The 17,511-nt window shown below is 70.3% G+C and carries 13 protein-coding genes; 6 read left to right on the top strand and 7 right to left on the bottom strand.

The features are described 5' to 3' along the window. Positions 1 to 66: 66 nt before the first annotated feature. From manD (ACZBH1_RS04375) to ACZBH1_RS04365, 3 genes are read right to left on the bottom strand one after another with little or no spacing between them, the layout of a single operon-like run. Positions 67 to 1,305: a D-mannonate dehydratase ManD gene (gene manD / locus ACZBH1_RS04375; protein ID WP_463645628.1), complete on the bottom strand. Its 1,239-nt coding sequence runs from the start codon at positions 1,303 to 1,305 to the stop codon at positions 67 to 69. A gap of 30 nt (positions 1,306 to 1,335) precedes the next feature. Further along, positions 1,336 to 2,658 (bottom strand): mannitol dehydrogenase family protein, encoded by a 1,323-nt coding sequence (locus tag ACZBH1_RS04370; protein ID WP_463645627.1) that lies wholly within the window; start codon positions 2,656 to 2,658, stop codon positions 1,336 to 1,338. Beyond that, a complete protein-coding gene (locus tag ACZBH1_RS04365; RefSeq protein WP_463645626.1) occupies positions 2,655 to 3,662 on the bottom strand; it encodes an acetylxylan esterase in 1,008 nt (335 codons plus the stop codon). The genes ACZBH1_RS04370 and ACZBH1_RS04365 overlap by 4 nt, the downstream gene beginning before the upstream one ends. A 286-nt stretch (positions 3,663 to 3,948) precedes the next feature. On the opposite strand from ACZBH1_RS04365, the gene ACZBH1_RS04360 reads away from it, so the two are divergent. From ACZBH1_RS04360 to ACZBH1_RS04340, 5 genes are all read left to right on the top strand, one after another. Continuing rightward, positions 3,949 to 4,863 (top strand): ABC transporter permease, encoded by a 915-nt coding sequence (locus ACZBH1_RS04360; protein ID WP_452324197.1) that lies wholly within the window; start codon positions 3,949 to 3,951, stop codon positions 4,861 to 4,863. A gap of 20 nt (positions 4,864 to 4,883) precedes the next feature. Continuing rightward, entirely contained in the window at positions 4,884 to 5,807 is a 924-nt protein-coding gene (locus ACZBH1_RS04355; RefSeq protein ID WP_378880243.1) for a carbohydrate ABC transporter permease, read from the top strand. A 39-nt stretch (positions 5,808 to 5,846) separates the two neighbouring features. After that, on the top strand, positions 5,847 to 7,526 hold the full coding sequence (locus ACZBH1_RS04350) for an ABC transporter substrate-binding protein (RefSeq protein ID WP_463645625.1): 1,680 nt from the start codon (positions 5,847 to 5,849) through the stop codon (positions 7,524 to 7,526). A 133-nt stretch (positions 7,527 to 7,659) separates the two neighbouring features. After that, on the top strand, positions 7,660 to 9,672 hold the full coding sequence (locus ACZBH1_RS04345; protein WP_463645624.1) for a beta-galactosidase: 2,013 nt from the start codon (positions 7,660 to 7,662) through the stop codon (positions 9,670 to 9,672). Positions 9,673 to 9,707: 35 nt separating this feature from the next. Then, a complete protein-coding gene (locus ACZBH1_RS04340; RefSeq protein WP_336393641.1) occupies positions 9,708 to 10,400 on the top strand; it encodes a DUF624 domain-containing protein in 693 nt (230 codons plus the stop codon). Positions 10,401 to 10,412: 12 nt separating this feature from the next. On the opposite strand, the gene ACZBH1_RS04335 is transcribed toward ACZBH1_RS04340, so the two are convergent. The 3 genes from ACZBH1_RS04335 to uxaC are packed head-to-tail and all read right to left on the bottom strand — an operon-like array spanning position 10,413 to position 15,231. Continuing rightward, the gene (locus tag ACZBH1_RS04335) at positions 10,413 to 12,404 is read right to left on the bottom strand and encodes an alpha-glucuronidase (RefSeq protein WP_463645623.1); all 1,992 of its coding nucleotides are present in this window, start codon (positions 12,402 to 12,404) and stop codon (positions 10,413 to 10,415) included. Between the two features lie 47 nt (positions 12,405 to 12,451). Further along, positions 12,452 to 13,690, bottom strand: coding sequence for a D-mannonate dehydratase ManD (gene manD / locus ACZBH1_RS04330; RefSeq protein WP_463645622.1), 1,239 nt, complete (start codon positions 13,688 to 13,690; stop codon positions 12,452 to 12,454). After that, a complete protein-coding gene (uxaC, locus tag ACZBH1_RS04325; RefSeq protein ID WP_378880054.1) occupies positions 13,687 to 15,231 on the bottom strand; it encodes a glucuronate isomerase in 1,545 nt (514 codons plus the stop codon). The genes manD (ACZBH1_RS04330) and uxaC overlap by 4 nt, the downstream gene beginning before the upstream one ends. A 111-nt stretch (positions 15,232 to 15,342) precedes the next feature. Here uxaC and ACZBH1_RS04320 point away from each other — a divergent pair, with 111 nt between their 5' ends. Beyond that, positions 15,343 to 16,347 carry a LacI family DNA-binding transcriptional regulator gene (locus ACZBH1_RS04320; RefSeq protein ID WP_463645621.1) on the top strand — a complete coding sequence of 335 codons (1,005 nt, stop codon included), beginning with the start codon at positions 15,343 to 15,345 and terminating at the stop codon, positions 16,345 to 16,347. Here the strand turns inward: ACZBH1_RS04320 and ACZBH1_RS04315 are convergent. Beyond that, entirely contained in the window at positions 16,299 to 17,501 is a 1,203-nt protein-coding gene (locus ACZBH1_RS04315) for a COG1470 family protein (RefSeq protein ID WP_463645620.1), read from the bottom strand. The two genes, ACZBH1_RS04320 and ACZBH1_RS04315, sit on opposite strands and share 49 nt — an antisense overlap. Positions 17,502 to 17,511: the final 10 nt, after the last annotated feature.

Below are 17,511 nucleotides of genomic sequence, written 5' to 3'. Positions count from 1 at the left end.
TCGCCGGGACCACGTTCAGGATGCCATACCGGGTTTCGCTGTCCGGTGCGAGTGGTTCCGGCTCGCTCACCAGTCGTGGATGGTGCCGTCGGCGAGGCGGTTGTACGGGAGGTAGGCGCGGATGTAGGGGTATTTGCCGGCTTCGTCGGTGTCGAGGTCGACACCGAGTCCGGGTTCGTCGCCGGGGTGGAGGAAGCCGTCTGTCCAGGTGAAGGACTGCTGGAACACCGCGTCGGTCTTGGTGCCGTGCCGCATGTACTCCTGGATGCCGAAGTTGTGGATCGCGAGTCCGAGGTGCATGGCGGCGGCCATGCCGACGGGGGAGATGTCGGTGGGACCGTGCATGCCGGATTTGATCTGGTACTGCGCGGCGTAGTCGAGCACCTTCTTCAGGTGGGTGATGCCGCCGGTGTGGGTGACGGCGGAGCGGACGTAGTCGATGAGCTGTTCACGGATGATCTGCTGGTAGTCCCAGACCGTGTTGAAGATCTCGCCGATCGCCAGCGGCGTGGTGGTGTGCCGGCGGACCAGGCGCAGCGCCTCCTGGTTCTCTGCGGGGGTGCAGTCTTCGAGCCAGAACAGGTCGTAGGGTTCGATGCTCTTGCCCAGCTGCGCGGCTTGGATGGGGGTGAGGCGGTGGTGGGCGTCGTGGAGCAGGGGCAGTTCCGGGCCGAACTCTTGGCGGACCGCTTCGAACACGGTGGGCACGTGCCGCAGGTAGGAGCGGGTGTCCCAGTCCTCCTCGTTGGGCAGGTCACCGCGCTGGGCGGGTTCGTGGTCGTAGCGGACACCGGTGTTGGCCTGGTAGGTCGCGTTGGAGGCGATGCCGTAGATCGACTTCAGGCCGGGCACGCCGGTCTGCACCCGGATGGCCTTGTAGCCCTGCGCCTGATGGGCGCGGATGGAGTCGAACAGCTCGGGCAGGTCCTTGCCGGACGCGTGCCCGTAGGCGAGCAGGCCGGTGCGGGACGCGCCGCCGAGCAGCTGGTACACCGGCATGCCGGCGGCCTTGCCCTTGATGTCCCACAGCGCCATGTCGACCGCGGCGATCGCGGCCATCGTGACCGGCCCGCGCCGCCAGTACGCCGACCGGTACAGGAACTGCCAGGTGTCCTCGATGCGGTGCGCGTCCCTGCCCAGCAGCAGCGGCACCACGTGCTCGCTGAGGTACGCGACCACCGCCAGCTCCCGCCCGTTCAACGTCGCATCGCCCAGCCCGGTCAGGCCGTCGTCGGTCGTGAGCTTCAACGTCACGAAATTGCGGTCCGGGCTGGTCACGATGACCTCGGCACGATCGATGATCATGTCGGTCTCCTCTTCTGTCGGTTCTACGGGTCAGTCCGCGGCGATCGCGGACGAGATGAGCTCGCGGTCGGCCGCGTTCGCTCCGGTCATCAGCCGGTCGAGCAGGCCGTCGGGGTCCCCGGCGGGAAAGGCCCCTCGCCGGGCACCCTCGGCCCAGTCGCGGATGACGGCGAGCGCACCGCCGGCGTCGTGGCCGGCGACGCGCTCGGCGGCGAGGACCGGCAGGATCCGCAGCCGCACCTTCGTCGCGGTGTCCACGGCGATCTGGCGGAGGCGGTGCGCGATCCGGCCGTTCTCGAAGCGCTCGACGAGGTCGCGCCGGTAACCGGCGGTGTCGGCGCCCCCGCCGACCGCGCGTTCGGCCTCGTCCCAGAACCGGTCGAGCACCTCGCGGCACGCGGGATCGGCCATGGCGTCCGCGACCGTCTCATGGCCGCGCAGCAGGCCGCGGAACGCCAGGGCCAGGTGCCCCCCGTTCAGCACGAGGAGCTTGCGGCGCTCGAAGGGTTCGATGTCGTCGACGAATCGGGCGCCGGCGTCCTCCCAACGCGGCCGTCCCGCCGGGAAGTCGCCGGCGAGCACCCAGTCCGAGAAGGGCTCCGCCACCACGGCGGCGTCGTCGCGGAAGCCGGTCGACGCCTCGACCGCGCGCAGGTCCTCGTCGGTGGTGTGGGGGGTGATGCGGTCGACGCTCGTCGAGACGAACGAGACGGGCCAGGACGCGGCATCCCACCCGGCTGCGGCGGCGATGTCGCGGACGGCGCGGCGCATCGTGGCGCCGTTGCCGGGCAGGTTGTCGCAGGGGACGACGGCGATCGGTCCGCCACCGCGAGCGGCCCGCTCGGCCAGGGCGTGGGTGAGCCGGCCGACCGGCGTGCGCAGGCGTGCCGGATCATCGTCGCGCAGCGCGGTGAGGTCCGCGGCGAGGTCGGGATCGGCGGGGTCGATGAGGCCGTCGGCGCCGAGGTGGTAGCCCGCCTCCGTGACGGTGAGGGTGACGATCGCCGTCGCGGGGTGCGACACCAGCTCGACCAACCGCGCCAGGTCGCTCGCGGGCCGGGCCTCGGCGATGCTGTCGACGAATGCGAACCGGTCGCCGTCGCGGTCCCGCTCGATGAGGGTGTACACGCCACCCTGGGCCTCGAGCTGTTCGGCGACCCGCGGACCGCGGCCGGTGAATCCCGCGATCCCCCAGCCGGCGGCGTCGCCGGCGCGCGCCGTGTACCACGCCTGGTGCGTGCGGTGGAAGGCGCCGATGCCGAGGTGGACGATCCGCACCGGCGCCGCGGGGCGGGCCAGCCCCGCGGTGAAGAGCCGGTCGCGGTGCAGGCGGGGGGTGGGATCCGGCGTCATGACGCCGCCTTCGCGCCCACCGGCATCCGGTCCGGCTGTCCGACGCGGTCGCGGAGCCACTCCGCCTGACGCACCCAGTGCGCCCCCTCGCCGCCCTCGTGGCCGTTCCACGGGTACGCGACCACGTCGGCGCCGGCCGCCCAGTGGTTCGCGGCCGCGAAGACGCCCGAGGGCGGCGCGACGGTGTCCATCAGGCCCGCGCCGAAGAGCGCGGGAGCCGTCGCCCGCCGTGCGAAGGCCACGCCGTCGAAGTACGACAGTGTCTGGAACACCCGCTCGGCCGAGTCGCGATGCACCGAGAGATACCGCGTGAGCTCGGCGTGCGGGTCGGCGTCGGTGAGCCCGACCACGCGGGGGAGGTCGCACAGGATCGGCGCCGAGGGGAGCGCGCCGGCGAGCCCGTCGGACAGGCCGGCGGCCGCGATCGCGATCGCTCCGCCCTGGCTGTTGCCGGTCACCGCGATGCGCTCGGGGTCGACCTCCGCGACCTCGCGCAGCGCGTCGACTGCCCGCACCGCGTCGGTGAAGACGCGTCGGTAGTAGAACTCGCGCGGGTCCTCGATGCCGCGCGTGAGGAATCCCGCCGTCGCGGGCCCGGCGCCGTGCGGATCGGGCGTCTGCCCGCCGGTCCCCCAGGTCGACCCCTGGCCTCGCGTGTCGACGATGAGCTGCGCGAAACCCGCCGTCGGCCAGTGCAGCCGCTCGTGAGGGAGGCCCCGGCCGCGACCGTAGCCGACGAACTCCGCGACGGCGGGCAGCGGCTCGCGGACGCCTGCGGGCAGGATCAGCCACGCGTGCACCGGCTCGCCCGCGAATCCGGGGAACACGACGTCCTCGACGGTCACGAGGTCGAGCGGCGACGGCGCCGGAGAGCGACGGATGCCGCTTCCCGCGGCTCGCGACGTCGCGAGCGTCTCGCGCCAGAAATCGTCGAATCCGGAGGGCTCGGGGACCTCCGGGCGGTATGCCCGCAGCTGCGGCTCGGGCAAGTCGAAGTGCGCCATCGGCGGCGGTTCTCCCTTCATCTCGAGGGGCGCCCGACTCGGCGGTCCCTCGTCGGCGCTGCCAAATGAAAACGTTGACATTGCCTTCCCCAGAGGCTACCGTCATCGTGTATCGAACGGGAAGTCGAAACTTTCTGCACGAATCGAGGCCCTTCCGAGGCTGCCGACCACCCCGCAAAGGAGCGCAGTGTCCGTCAACAGCAACGTCGTCATCGCCGACGCGATCGAGCTGCGCGAAGAGGCCGAGGACGAGCGGCGCAACGCCGGTCGTGGCGGGCGCTCTCGCGTGCCGAAGCAGCGCACGACCTGGCGGCGAGCCCTCAAGAAGGACTGGCGGCTCTACTCGCTGCTGGTGCTGCCGATCGTCTTCCTGCTGATCTTCCGCTACGTGCCGATGGCGGGCAACATCATCGCCTTCCGCCGCTTCCGCCCGGGCGGCAGCATGTTCGGCGACGAGTGGGTGGGGTTGCGCTACGTCGAGCTCTTCATCAACGACCCGACCTTCTGGCGCGCGTTCTGGAACACCGCGATCCTCGGCGGACTCACCCTTGCGATCGTGTTCCCGCTCCCGATCATCCTCGCCCTGATGTTCAACGAGCTGCGGTCCCACCGGTTCAAGCGGGTCGCACAGTCGATCTCGTACCTCCCCCACTTCATGTCGATCGTCATCGTCGCCGGCATGGTGCTCCAGCTCACGGCGCTGCGCGGGTCGATCAACCAGGGGATCGAGTTCTTCGGCGGCGAGGCCATCCCCTTCATGCAGCTGCCCGAGTGGTTCCGCACCATCTATGTGAGCTCCGAGATCTGGCAGACGGTGGGCTGGGGGACGATCCTCTATCTCGCCGCGCTCACCACCATCGACCCGCAGCTCTACGAAGCAGCCCGTATCGACGGCGCGAGCCGCTGGCGGCAGATCTGGCACGTCACGCTGCCCGGCATCCGGCCCACCATGATCGTGCTGCTCATCCTCAACATCGGCACGTTCATGGCCGTCGGGTTCGAGAAGGTGCTGCTGCTGTACAACCCGCTGCTGTATCCGACAGCAGACGTCATATCCACGTACCTCTACCGGGTGGGCATCATCTCCAGCAACTTCTCCTACGCCACGGCGATCGGCCTGTTCGAGGCGCTGATCGGCCTGACGTTGATTCTGACCGCCAACGCCATCTCGCGTCGAACCGTGGGGACGAGCCTGTGGTGACCTCCAGCATCCGCACTCCGGTGCGCAGCCGCGCCGACCGCATCTTCCGGCCGTCGACCCACGGCGGGATCAAGGACTCCCGCAGCTACACGGCCTTCCGGGTGGTCAACGGCGTCCTCATCGTCGCCATCTGCTTCATCACGCTGTACCCGTTCCTCAACGTCGTCGCGCAGGCGTTCAGCTCGGAGGCGTACATCAACTCGGGCCAGGTGAACCTGATCCCGATGGGCTTCAACGTCACCACGTTCGGCTACGTGATGAGCGATCCGCTGTTCTGGCGCAACTACGGCAACACCGTCATCTACACGGTCGTCGCGACCGCGATCGCGATGGTGCTCACCACCTCGTTCGCCTACGCGCTGTCGAAGAGGCACCTGAAGGGGCGCGCCGTCTTCATCGGGATCGCCGTCTTCACGATGTTCTTCAACGGCGGACTGATCCCGAACTACATCCTCATCAACACCCTCGGGTTCAAGAACACGATCTGGGCGATCGTCATCCCCAACGCGATCAGCATCTTCAACCTGCTGGTGATGAAGGCCTTCTTCGAGAACTTCCCCGAGGACCTCGAGGAGGCCGCCGCGATCGACGGGCTCACCACCTACGGCATCCTGCTGCGGATCGTGCTGCCTCTCAGCAAGGCGGTGATCGCGACCATGGTGCTCTTCTACGCGGTCTCGTTCTGGAACTCGTGGTTCACGGCGTTCCTCTACATGGACCGGTCGGAGCTGTACCCCGTCACGGTCTACCTGCGGAATCTGCTTGCGGCTGCGACCGGCGGGGAGTCCCTCGGCGCGGGGATGGGCTCCGGCGAGACGGCGCAGGTCGCCTCCAACGTCAAGGCCGTGACGATGCTCCTCACCGTGCTGCCCATCGTGTGCCTCTACCCGTTCATCCAGAAGTACTTCGTCTCCGGGGTCATGCTCGGCTCCGTCAAGCAGTGACACCCTCCCACGGAACCACCCCCCAAGAAAGGAATCCCGATGACACAGCAGATACGACCGAAGGGACGCGCGCGACGCGGCGCGATGCTCGCCGGTGCGCTGCTCGCCGCCGGCGCCCTGGTCCTGAGCGGCTGCAGCGCGCCCGACGACGGCGGAGCCGCTGAAGGCGGCGACTTCGACTTCACCGGCAAGGACGTCGGAGCCATGGAGGACTACGGGGTCGGTGACACCTTCACTGCGACCGAGCCGCTCGAATTCGGGCTGTTCTATCGGGACCACCCCAACTACCCCATCGACGAGAACTGGCTGATCTTCGAAGAGCTCGAGGCGAACCAGAAAGTAACATTCGACGTCGTCAGCGCGCCGCTGTCGGAGTGGGATCAGCGCAAGTCGCTCGTGATCGGCGCCGGCGACGCGCCCGACATCATCTCCGTGACGTACCCGGGCCAAGAGGTCGCGTTCGTCTCGGGCGGTGCCATCCTCCCGGCGAGCGACTTCGTGCAGTACATGCCCAACTACATGGACAAGGTCGAGAAGTGGGACATGGAGGCCGACCTCGACCAGCTCCGTCAGGAGGACGGCAAGTACTACGTCTTCCCCGGTTTCCGTGAGGAGCCGCGTCCCGAGTACTCGTACGCGGTGCGTACCGACATCTGGGAGGAGCTCGGCCTCAGCCTCGAGCCGGCGACCTTCGAGGAGTTCGCCGAGCAGCTCCGCACCGTCAAGGAGGCCTACCCGGACCTTTACCCCATGACCGACCGGTGGTCGGCCAACGGGCCGATCGAGGGCACGCTCGGCTTCGTGTCGCCGAACTTCGGCACCTCGGCGGGCTGGGGCTTCGGTGAGGGTCTGTGGTGGAACGGCGAGGAGTTCGAGTACACCGGCGCGACCGACGGCTATCGCGACCTGGTCGAGTACTACGCCTCGCTCGTCGAGGAGGGTCTTCTCGACCCCGAAGCCATCACGCAGGATGATGACCAGGCCCTGCAGAAGTTCGCGTCGGGCCAAGCCCTCGCGATCGGGACCAACGACCAGGAGATCGTGCGCTATCGGTCGACGATCGAAGAGCTCGGAACGGATGCCGAGATCGGCATGATCCGCGTGCCCGCAGGACCCGCCGGCGACAACTTCCAGTCCGGCCAGCGGCTCGTGAGCGGATTCATGCTCTCGTCGGAGGTCGCGGAGTCGGAGAACTTCCTCGCGCTGCTGCAGTTCCTGGACTGGCTCTACTACTCCGACGAAGGACTCGAGTTCGCCAAGTGGGGCGTCGAGGGCGTCACCTACGAGAAGGAGGGCGACGGCACCTGGGTGCTCAACGAGAACATCACCGCGATGGGCCTCAACCCGGGCGCGCCTGAGAACCTGCAGGCCGACTATGGCTTCTCCAACGGCGTGTTCACGCTCGTGCACGGATCGACGCTCGCCCTCGACCGGTCGATGCTGCGACCGGAGGCGCTCGAGTTCGTCGAGTCGATGTCGTCCAAGAAGGTCCTCGAGCTGCCCCCGCCCGCACCGCTCGACGAGATCGAGCGCGAGCAGGTGTCGCTGTACCAGTCGGCGCTCAAGGACCACGTCTGGCAGAACACGGCGTCGTTCATCCTGGGCCAGCGCTCGATGGATGAGTGGGACGATTACGTCTCCGAGCTCGAGGGCATGAACATGCCCGCGTACCTCGACATCGTCAACGCCGCGCAGGAGCGCTACGCCGCGAACAACTGATACGGCCCGTGCGGCCCCGCGTCCTTGTCTGGACGCGGGGCCGTTCCCGCGACCGGACGCCGGCTTACGGCATCCGCCCTCTGCCACCCTGCCGAACCGCCACCTGGAGCCGCGAACGATGACACTCCCCGCCATGGACAAGATCCCCTACGGGGGCGACTACAACCCGGAGCAGTGGGCCGAGGAGGTGTGGGACGAGGACCACCGCGCCTTCGACCTCGCCGGCATCGACCTGCTGACCGTCGGGGTGTTCTCGTGGTCGCTGACCCAGCCCGACGAGGAGACCTACGACTTCTCGGTGCTCGACCGCATCATCGAGCGCGCCCACGCGGAGGGGCGGAAGGTCTGCCTGGCCACCGGGACGGCCGCGGTGCCGCCGTGGCTGGCGACCGCGTACCCCGACGTGTGCCGCGTCGACTTCGAGGGGCGCCGCCACGTCTACGGCGTGCGCCACAACGCCTGCACGAGCTCGCCGAACTACCGCCGGCTCGCCACGGCGATGGCCGGCCGGGTCGCCGAGAGGTACGCCGGTCATCCCGCGGTCGTCGCGTGGCACATCAACAACGAGTACGGCGGGCTGTGCTACTGCGGGCTGTGCGCGGCGGAGTTCCGCCTCTGGCTGCGGGACCGCTACGGATCGCTCGACCGCCTCAACGACGCGTGGAACGCCGCCTTCTGGTCGCACCGGTTCACGGACTGGGACCAGATCGTGCCGCCGAACATCCTCTCCGAGCACTGGAAGAGCCCGGACCACACGGCCTTCCAGGGGATCACGCTGGACTACCACCGGTTCAACACCGACAACATCCTGCGGTCGTACCGCGACGAGAAGGCGGCGATCCGCGAGCACTCGGACCTGCCTGCGACCACGAACATGATGGCGATCTACCGCCACCTGGACTACCACCGGTGGGCCGACGACCTGGACTTCGCCTCGTGGGACAACTACCCCACCGACGGGTCGCCGGTCTCGCGTCAGGCGCTCAGCCACGCGCTCATGCGCGGGATCAAGGGCGGCCAGCCGTTCTGGCTCATGGAGCAGACGCCGACCATGACGTCCACGCGCGACTACAACCCGGTCAAGCGACCGGGCCAGATGAGGCTCTGGTCGTGGCAGGCCGTCGCCCACGGCTCGGACTCGGTGCTGTTCTTCCAGATGCGCCACAGCAAGGGGGCGTCGGAGAAGTACCACGGCGCGGTCCTCAACCACGCGGGCCGCACCGACACCCGGGCGTTCCGCGAGGTCGCGGACCTCGGCGCGGAGCTCGCGGCGGTCGGGGACCGGCTGCTGGGCTCGCGGACGCCGGCGCGGGTCGCCGTGCTGTTCGACTGGGACTCTTGGTGGGCCCTCGAGATCTCGGACGGGCCCAGTCGGTTCGTCAAGTACGAGAAGCAGATGGTGCTCTATCACGAGGCGCTGTGGCAGGCAGGCGCCGTGCTCGACGTCGTGCCGGTCAGCGCCGACCTGTCGGGCTACGACGTCGTGGTCGCCCCGTTCCTCCACATGGTCAAGGGCGACACCGCCGCCCGGCTCGAAGCGGTCGCACGCCGCGGCGGCACCGTCGTGACCACCGTCCTCTCGGGACGCGTGGACGAGGACGACAACGCCTTCCTCCTCGACGTTCCCGGTCCCCTCGCCCCGATCGTCGGCGTGCGGGTCGACGAGACCGATTCGCTGCCGCCGGCGCAGACGAACACCGTCGTGCTCTCGCGTCCCGGTGAGCCCGAGGTGCGCAGCGAGGCCTCCCTCGTCTTCGATCTGGTGATCCCGCAGGGCGCCGAGCCGGTCGGCTCCTACACGCAGGACTTCTACGCCGGCACGCCCGCCGTCACCCGGAATGACATCGGCGACGGCTCGGCCTGGTACGTCGGCGCCTGCCTCGACCAGCGCGGCGTCGACTGGGTGATCCGCCACGCGCTGGGGGAGCAAGGGCTGCTGGGAGTCTTCGCCGACGTGCCGGACCTCGAGCACACGACGCGCGAGATCGACGGGCGCCGGTACGAGTTCGTGCTCAACCACAGCGGAGCCGAGGTGGAGGTGGACTCCCCGTTCACCGGGACGGACATCCTGTCGGGGCGCGTCGTGACCGCCGGCGAGCCCCTGCGGCTCGGCGTGAACGGTGTGGCCGTGATCGAGGCGGGCTGATGCCGGGTGCGCCGACGCCCGGCAGGATGGATCGCGTGACCACTCCCGCGTCGTCTCCGGACCCTCGCCAGGGCGCGTTCTGGCGCGCGACGACGGTGGTGTACTGGTACGTCGTCGTCGAGTGCTGCTTCCTGCTGGCGGCCGCACCGGGGCTCGCCGGCATCCTGCTGCTCGAGCGTCATCCGAGCAACATCCCGCTGTACGCCCTTTGCCTCGTGCCGCTCGGCCCCGCGTTCTCGGCGGCCGTCTCGACGATGGCGGCGCGGGCGTCGGCCGACGAGGCGAACGTCTGGCCGCGATACTGGCGCGCGTATGTCCGCAACCTCCGCGACGTGCTCTGGGTCTGGATCCCCGCCCTCGCACTCGCGACGGTGCTCGGCACCACGATCGCCTTCGGCACGGCGGCGGGCGTGGACCTGTTCTTCGGAGGGGCCGCGATCGTGCTGCTGGTCGCCCTCGCGCTGTGGTCGTCGCACGCCCTGGTGATCGCGTCGTTCTTCCGCTTCCGAGCGCGCGACATCGCCCGCCTCGCGCTGTACTACCTCGCCGCGAAGCCGCTCGTGACCCTCGGCGCCGCCTCGTACCTCGTGCTGGCGACCGCGCTCGTGACGTTCGGGTCGGACTGGATGCTGGCGCTCGCCGCCGTCGTCTTCGCGGTGTTCGCGGGCGCCAACGCGCGTCCGATGATCGCCGACGTCACGGCCCGGTTCACCGCCGACGCCGAGTGACGCCGGTCGCGCTCAGAAGATCGTGCGCCCGGCCTCGTCGGCGATCCCGGACTTGCGCCAGAAGTACGTGTTGATCTGATCGCGCCACTCGGTCGCCGAACGCAGCTGCTCCGCGAAGCGCTCCCGCCCGCGGGCGTGCACGTCCTCCGGCAGGCGGCCTTGCAGCGCGTCCCACGCCGCCACCATCTCGCGCACGCGCTCGACGCCGGCGAAGTGGGTGTCGTAGATGTGCTGGATGACCGTCCGGCCGCTGTGGAGCCGGTGGGTGTAGGGCACGTGATGGAAGAAGAGGATCAGCTCGTCGGGCACCGTGTCGAGGGACTCGTACCGGCTCGCCCACGGCTCGGCGTACTGGCCCGCGTATCCGGTGCCGGTCGCCACCGTGCGGTCGACGCCGATGCCGTCGCGATCGGCGAAGTGGTACGTGCCCCACGCGGAGTACTCGTAACCGTCGACGTCGGGGCCGTAGTGGCGGTTCAGCGGGCTCACCATGAAGCACACGCCGAGGGGTGCGGTGTACGACTCGTACGTCCGCCACGAGTCGTCCAGGATCGAGCGGATGCCGCGGCGCGTCGTCTCGTCCTCACCGAAGGTGAGTGCGATCCACTCGTCCAGGACCGTCCCGGGCTCGAGTGCCGGATCCCACGCCAGTCGCCCGTAGGCGTACAGGTTGGCCTGCGCGAGCGGGTGGCCCGTCCAGAACGCGTCCGCGCCCACGTTCGCCACCGCCGCGATCCCACCGCGGACGATCTGGGCGAGCTCCGGACCGTCGTCGCCGGTCGGCCGGAACGCGAGGATCTCGCTCCACTGCGGGCCGAGGTACACCGCGTGCTGCTGCTGGCCGGTGTACTCCTGCGTCACCTGCAGCTCAAGGGCGACCCGCGTGCGGGTCATCGCCGGGATGACCGGCGAGACCGGCTCCCGCACCTGGAAGTCGAGCGGGCCGAACTTCACCTGCAGCACGACGTTGTCGTCGAAGCGTCCGTCGAGGGGCGCGAAGGTGTCGTAGGCGGCGCGCGCCCGGTCGGTCGTGCGGTCGCGCCAGTCCTGCCGGTGGTTGTAGACGAACGCCCGCCAGTGCACGAGGCCGTCGTGCGGCGCCAGCGCGCGGGCGAGCATGTTCGCGCCGTCGGCGTGGTCGCGGCCATACGCGTAGGGCCCGGGCTGCCCCTCCGAATCGGCCTTCACCAGGAACCCGCCGAAGTCGGGGATCCGCGCGTAGACGCGGGCCGCGGCATCCGTCCACCAGCGCTGCACTGCGGGATCGAGCGGATCCGAGGTGTCCAGATCGCCCAGCGTCAGCGGTGACGCGAAGTTGATCGACAGGTGCGTCCGGATGCCCCAGGGGCGGAAGATCGCGGCCAGGCGCTCGACGCTGCCGAGGTCGTCGGTGAGCAGGCGTGCCTCGCGCCGCCCGACGTTGACGTTGTTGATCGTGACGCGGTTGATGCCGATCGACGCGAGCAGCCGCGCGTAGCGCTCGACGCGCGAGAGGTCGTCACGCAGCATCCCGTCCTCGTAGAAGACCGACCCGTCGGCATAGCCGCGCTCGACCTGCCCCATATAGGGATGGACCGCGACGTTGTCCCAGTGGTCCAGCATCCGCAGCTCGTGCAGCGGCTCGTGCCGCGTGGTCCCGTCGCCGCCGCCGAGTGCGAGGTGCCGCACGTGGTGGAACCAGCCGTAGAGCGCTCCGTTCGGCCCGCCGTACGCGACCACGACCCGGCCATCCCGCACCTCGTGGACGAAGCCCTCGGCGCCCAGTCCGGCGGTCGGCAGATCCGCGAGACCGTGAGCGGCGGCGTCGTCGGCCGACAGGATCAGCACGTCCGCAGCGGTTGTGGCATCCGTCATCCCCGCCCTCGCCGCCTCGGCGCGGACGGTGTCGACCACGTCCCCTTCCCCGAGGACGGAGACGGTGCGGCCGCGCAGGGCCGCCAGGCGGTCGTCGGGCAGCCACATCGGGTGCTCGCGCACGGGATGGCCGGATGCGTCGGAAGTCATGCGTACCTCATCGTCGGTGGTGGGGGATGGATGCCGGCGCCCGGGGCTCACCAGTCGTGGACCGTGCCGTCGACCAGCCTCGCCGCGGGCAGGAAGGCGGGTTCGTAGGGGAAGCGCTCGGCGTACGCGTCGTCGTAGTCGACGCCGAGCCCCGGGGAATCGCCCGGGTGCAGGAAGCCGTCGGCGAAGCGGTACGACGTGCGGAAGACCTCGTGGGTCAGCTCGTGGTGCGCCATGTGCTCCTGGATCCCGAAGTTGTGGATCGCCAGGCCCAGGTGCAGGGCGGCCGACATCCCCACCGGCGAGATGTCGGTGGGGCCGTGGCTTCCCGACTTGACCTGGTACTGCGCGGCGAAGTCGAACAGGCGCTTCAGGTGCGTGATGCCGCCGGTGTGGGTGACCGACGCGCGGACGTAGTCGATGAGCTGCTCCTGGACGAGGGTCCGGAAGTCCCACACCGAGTTCAGCACCTCGCCGATCGCCAACGGCGTCGTCGTGTGCCGGCGCACGAGCCGGAGCGACTCCTGGTTCTCCACCGGGGTGCAGTCCTCCAGCCAGAACAGGTCGTAGGGCTCGAGCGCGCGCCCGAGCCGCCCCGCCTCGATCGGAGTCAGGCGATGGTGCACATCGTGCAGGAGCATCACCTCGGGCCCGAACTCGGCCCGTGCCCACTCGAAGAGCTCGGGGGCGTACCGCAGGTAGCGACGCGAGTCCCACCCCTCCTCGATGTGGAGGCCTGCGCGCTTGGCGGGCTCGTAGGTGTAACGACCGCCGCTCGCACGCGCGGAGGCGATGCCGTACCCGCCGCCCATCCCGGGCACCGCGACCTGCAGCCGGATCGCGCGATACCCCTCGTCGAGGCGCGCGCGGACGGAATCGCCGAGGTCCTCCAGGTCGGCGCCCGACGCGTGCGCGTAGACGAGGCATCCGTCGCGGGACGCTCCGCCCAGCAGCTGGTGGACCGGCATGCCCGCGAGCCGGCCCTTGATGTCCCACAGTGCCATGTCCACCGCGGCGACGGCGCTCATCGTGACCGGTCCGCGGCGCCAGTATGCCGAGCGGTACAGGAACTGCCAGGTGTCTTCGATGCGGTGCGCGTCTCGACCGATGAGCAGCGGCACGACGTGGTCGCGCAGGTAGGACGCGACTGCGAGCTCGCGGCCGTTCAGCGTGGCGTCGCCGAGGCCCACCACGCCGTCGTCGGTCGTGATGCGCAGGGTGACGAAGTTGCGGGACGGACTGCTGACCAGCACCTCCGCCGATCGGATGCGCGCGACCGTCGTCATGCGAGCGCCTCGGACGCCGGGTGGGACACCGCGCCGGCTGCCGCCTGGGCCGCGCCGGCGCGTCTCGGCGCGGGGTAGCTCTCGCGCGGCAGGGTGTAGGCGAGCTCGACCGCCGACTCGATGGCCTCGTCGAGGTCGAGCCGGTGCTCGGCGACCAGCCGGGCGAGATGCCCGGCGTCGATGCGGCGCGAGAGGTCGTGGCGGGCGGGGATGGAGCAGAAGGCGCGGGTGTCGTCGACGAACCCGCTCGTGTTGCGCAGGCCCGCGGTGTCTCCGATCGCCTCACGGAATCGGCGCATGGCGTCGGGCGTGTCGAGGAACCACCACGGCGCGCCGAGGCGCATCGCGGGGTACACGCCGGCGAGCGGGGCGAGCTCGCGCGAGTAGACCGTCTCATCCACGGTGAAGACGATGAGACGGAAGTCCTCGTGGTGACCGAACGCCTCGAGCACGGGACGCAGCGCGCGCGTGAACTCGGCGGCGACCGGGACGTCGTAGCCGATGTCGTGCCCGAAGCGCTCCGCGGCGCCGCGGTCATGGTCGCGCATGACGCCGGGGTGCAGCTGCATCACCAGGCCGTCGTCGGTGGCCATCTCGGCCATCGCGAACAGCATGTGGCCGGTGAACGCAGACGCGGATGCCGGATCGATGCCGCCGTCACGTGCCGCGGCGAACAGCCTGCGGGCCTCGTCGGTCTCGAGCGGCGCCATGACGGCGGAGCGGTGACCGTGATCGGAGGCGCGGGCGCCCGCGTCCGCGAATGCCCGCCGTCGCGCGCGGAGGGCGTCGACGTAGCCGTCGTAGTCGTGCGCGTCGATCCCCGCGCTCTCGCTGAGGGCGTCGAGCTGCCGGGTCCAGTCCCCGCGCACAGGCTCCAGGAGCGGGTCGGGTCGGAACGTCGGGATGACCCGGTCTCCCCACCCGTCCGCCGCCAGCCGGCCGTGGCCTGCGAGGTCGGAGGTGGCCGGGTCCGTCGTCGCGAGCAGCTCGATGCCGAAGCGCTCGAACAGCGCCCGCGGTCGGTACTCCGGGCGGCCGAGACGGTCCGCGATGTGGTCGTAGAGGGCATCCGCCGTCTCGGGGGAGGGGCGCTGCGGCGCCTCGAAGACCTCGGCGAGGACGTGCTCGAGCCAGAAGCGGGTGGGCGTGCCGCGCAGCGCCGGCCAGCCGGCGCAGAAGCGCCGCCAGATCGCGCGCGGGTCGGTCTCGACCGCCGCGCCGCGTGAGGCCCCCGCGCCGAGGTCGGCCACCGTGCGCACCCCCGAATCCCGCACCGCTCCGGGTGCGGTGGATTGCGAGACCAGCATGCGCACCAGGTAGTGGTCGGGGCTCACGAGCAGCGACGACGGGTCGGAGAAGGCCTCGTCGTCGGCGAGCATGTCGACGTCGACGTGACCGTGCATCGAGACGATGGGAAGCGCCGCCGTCCGATCGAGGATGCGACGGGCCAGAGCCCGCACGCCGGGGTCCGCCGGCAGGGCGCGATCGGGGTGCAAACGCTGCTGGGCGGTGGGCGCGTCGTCGCGGCCGTGGACCGACATGGGGGAGCTCCTCACGAATGTAAACGTTATTATCCTAGTGTCCATCTCGCATTCCGTCACCGGCGGTTGGGATGATGGAGCTCTGAACCGCTAGCGAGGTGTCCGTTCGACATGGTGACCGTCCACGACGTCGCGGCCCGATCGGGTGTCTCGATCGCCACCGTGTCGCGCACGCTGCGCGAGCCGCATCGGGTCTCGGGCGACACCCGCGACCGGGTCCTCGCCGCGATCGACGAGCTGGGGTACCGGCCCAATCGCGCCGCGGCGAGCCTGCGCCGCGGCCGCACCGGCGTCATCGCGCTCGTCGTCCCCGACATCGAGAACCCCTACTTCTCGTCGATGACCAAGGGCGCCCAGGCCACGTCGCGCGAGCGCGGGTACGGTCTGGTCGTGGTCGACACCACCGAACGCGCCGACGTCGAGGATGAGGAGATCCGCGCGCTGCGCTCGCAGATCGACGGGCTGATCCTCGTCTCGTCGCGGCTGTCGGACGAACGGCTGGCCGAGGTGGTCGCCGGGAACACGTGCGTCCTCATCAACCGCGATCTCGGCGACGACGGTCCGGCGACGCCGTCGGTGACGATCGACGAGTCGGCGGCGGGCCGGGCGGCCGTCGAGCACCTGTACGGGCTCGGCCATCGGCGCATCACATACGTCGGCGGTCCGGTGACCTCGTGGTCGCAGGCCCGCCGCTCGCGCAGCATCGCCGAGGCTTCGGCCGTTCACCCCGATCTCGCCCTGCACCAGCTGGACGACTGCACGCCGACGTCTGCCGGCGGGCGGGCGGTCGCCGACCGCGCGCTGCAGACCGGAGCGACGGCCGTCATCGCCTACAACGACCTGGTCGCGCTCGGGATGCTGGCGCAGTGGTCCGAGTCGGGGATCCGCGTGCCCGGCCAGGTGAGCCTCGTCGGCTTCGACAACACGTTCGTGACGGGGCTCGCCTCGCCGCCGCTCACGAGCGTCGGGGCCGACCTGCGCGAGCTGGGCGACGCCGCGGTCAAGCTGCTGCTGGAGCGGATCGACGCGCGCGGCGCGAATCCCGAGGGCGACATCCACCGGTCGCTTCACCCGCGGCTCGCCGTCCGCGCCTCCACGGCGCCGCCGCCGGGCTGAGCCGCCGCGCCTGCGGGAGCAGGGGCCGACGCCGTCGAGTGGTCACCCTCGCGGGGAGGGGCGTCGACGGCATTCGACTGCGCCCCCGCCGTGACGGGGTGATCGGAGCCGACCGCCCTGGCCACCGCCTCGTCGATCCGACGCTGCACGCGCGCGGACGACCTTCGGCGCGCTCGCACGGTCAGGACGATCGCCCCCGACACTGCGGCGAGCAGGAGGATCTGCGACCACGGCACCGTCCAGACGGTGAACGACGTCGTCGACGCGGCGACCGTCCCCGGGAGCACGTCCTCGCCGACCGCCTCAGGTGTCACCTGCACTCCGCCGAAGCCGAGGAGAAGGGGCCAGACGTCGAACGTCGAGGAGGCCCGCACGACCTCGCCGGGGAGGACTTCGCGGATCGTCGTCGCTTCCGACACGGGTGCGATGCCGAACGGTCCCACGATCGTGGTGGTGGAGGTCGCACCGAGACGGACGTTGCCGGCATTGCCGAGGGTGTACTCGACGCGAGCCGTGCCGGGCGAGAACGGGTTCCACGACGGCTCGTAGGTGACCGAGACGGCATCGGCGGCGAGCGCGGTCACGACCGGCCCGTCGACCCGCAGATGCACGCGCACGCCCACGCGGCTCGCCATCTCGACGCCGGAACCCTCGGCGGGCACGAACTGCGCCACGAGTCCGGCGGGGTGATCGCCCGGTGAGGCGTCGGCGGGCACGGCGATCCGCAGAGGGATGACCACCGTCTCCTCGGCGGGTACCTCGATCGTCAGGGTCTCGCCCGGAGAGGGATCGTCGTCGCCGACGGCGCCGATGTCGATCCACGCACCGCCGTCGACAGGACGCTCGCCGGGAGGCAGCAGGTCGAAGCTGCCGTCGGGGGTGACGATCCCGTCGCTCGCGTAGACCGCGAACGTCGCGGGGTGCGGGCTGAAGTTGGTGAGGGCCACCTGATCGTCAGCGTTCCCGCCCGGCTCGATGACGTGGCGCAGGGAGATGCGGTCGTCGGCTCCGCTGTCGCCGTCTGTGCCGGCTGGGGAGAGCGACCAGGTCGTGCCGGGAGCGGTGTCATCGGCCACGGCACCGGACGGTGCCGCGATGATCAGGCCGACGAGGATCGCCGCTCCGGCACGGGGGAGCAGATGGGGGATATTCATCGCGGACTCC

The organism is Microbacterium sp. ZXT2-5 (assembly GCF_055329545.1).
The sequence above is the reverse complement of the archived record's forward strand: the minus strand, read 5'-3'. Positions and strand labels throughout refer to the sequence as shown.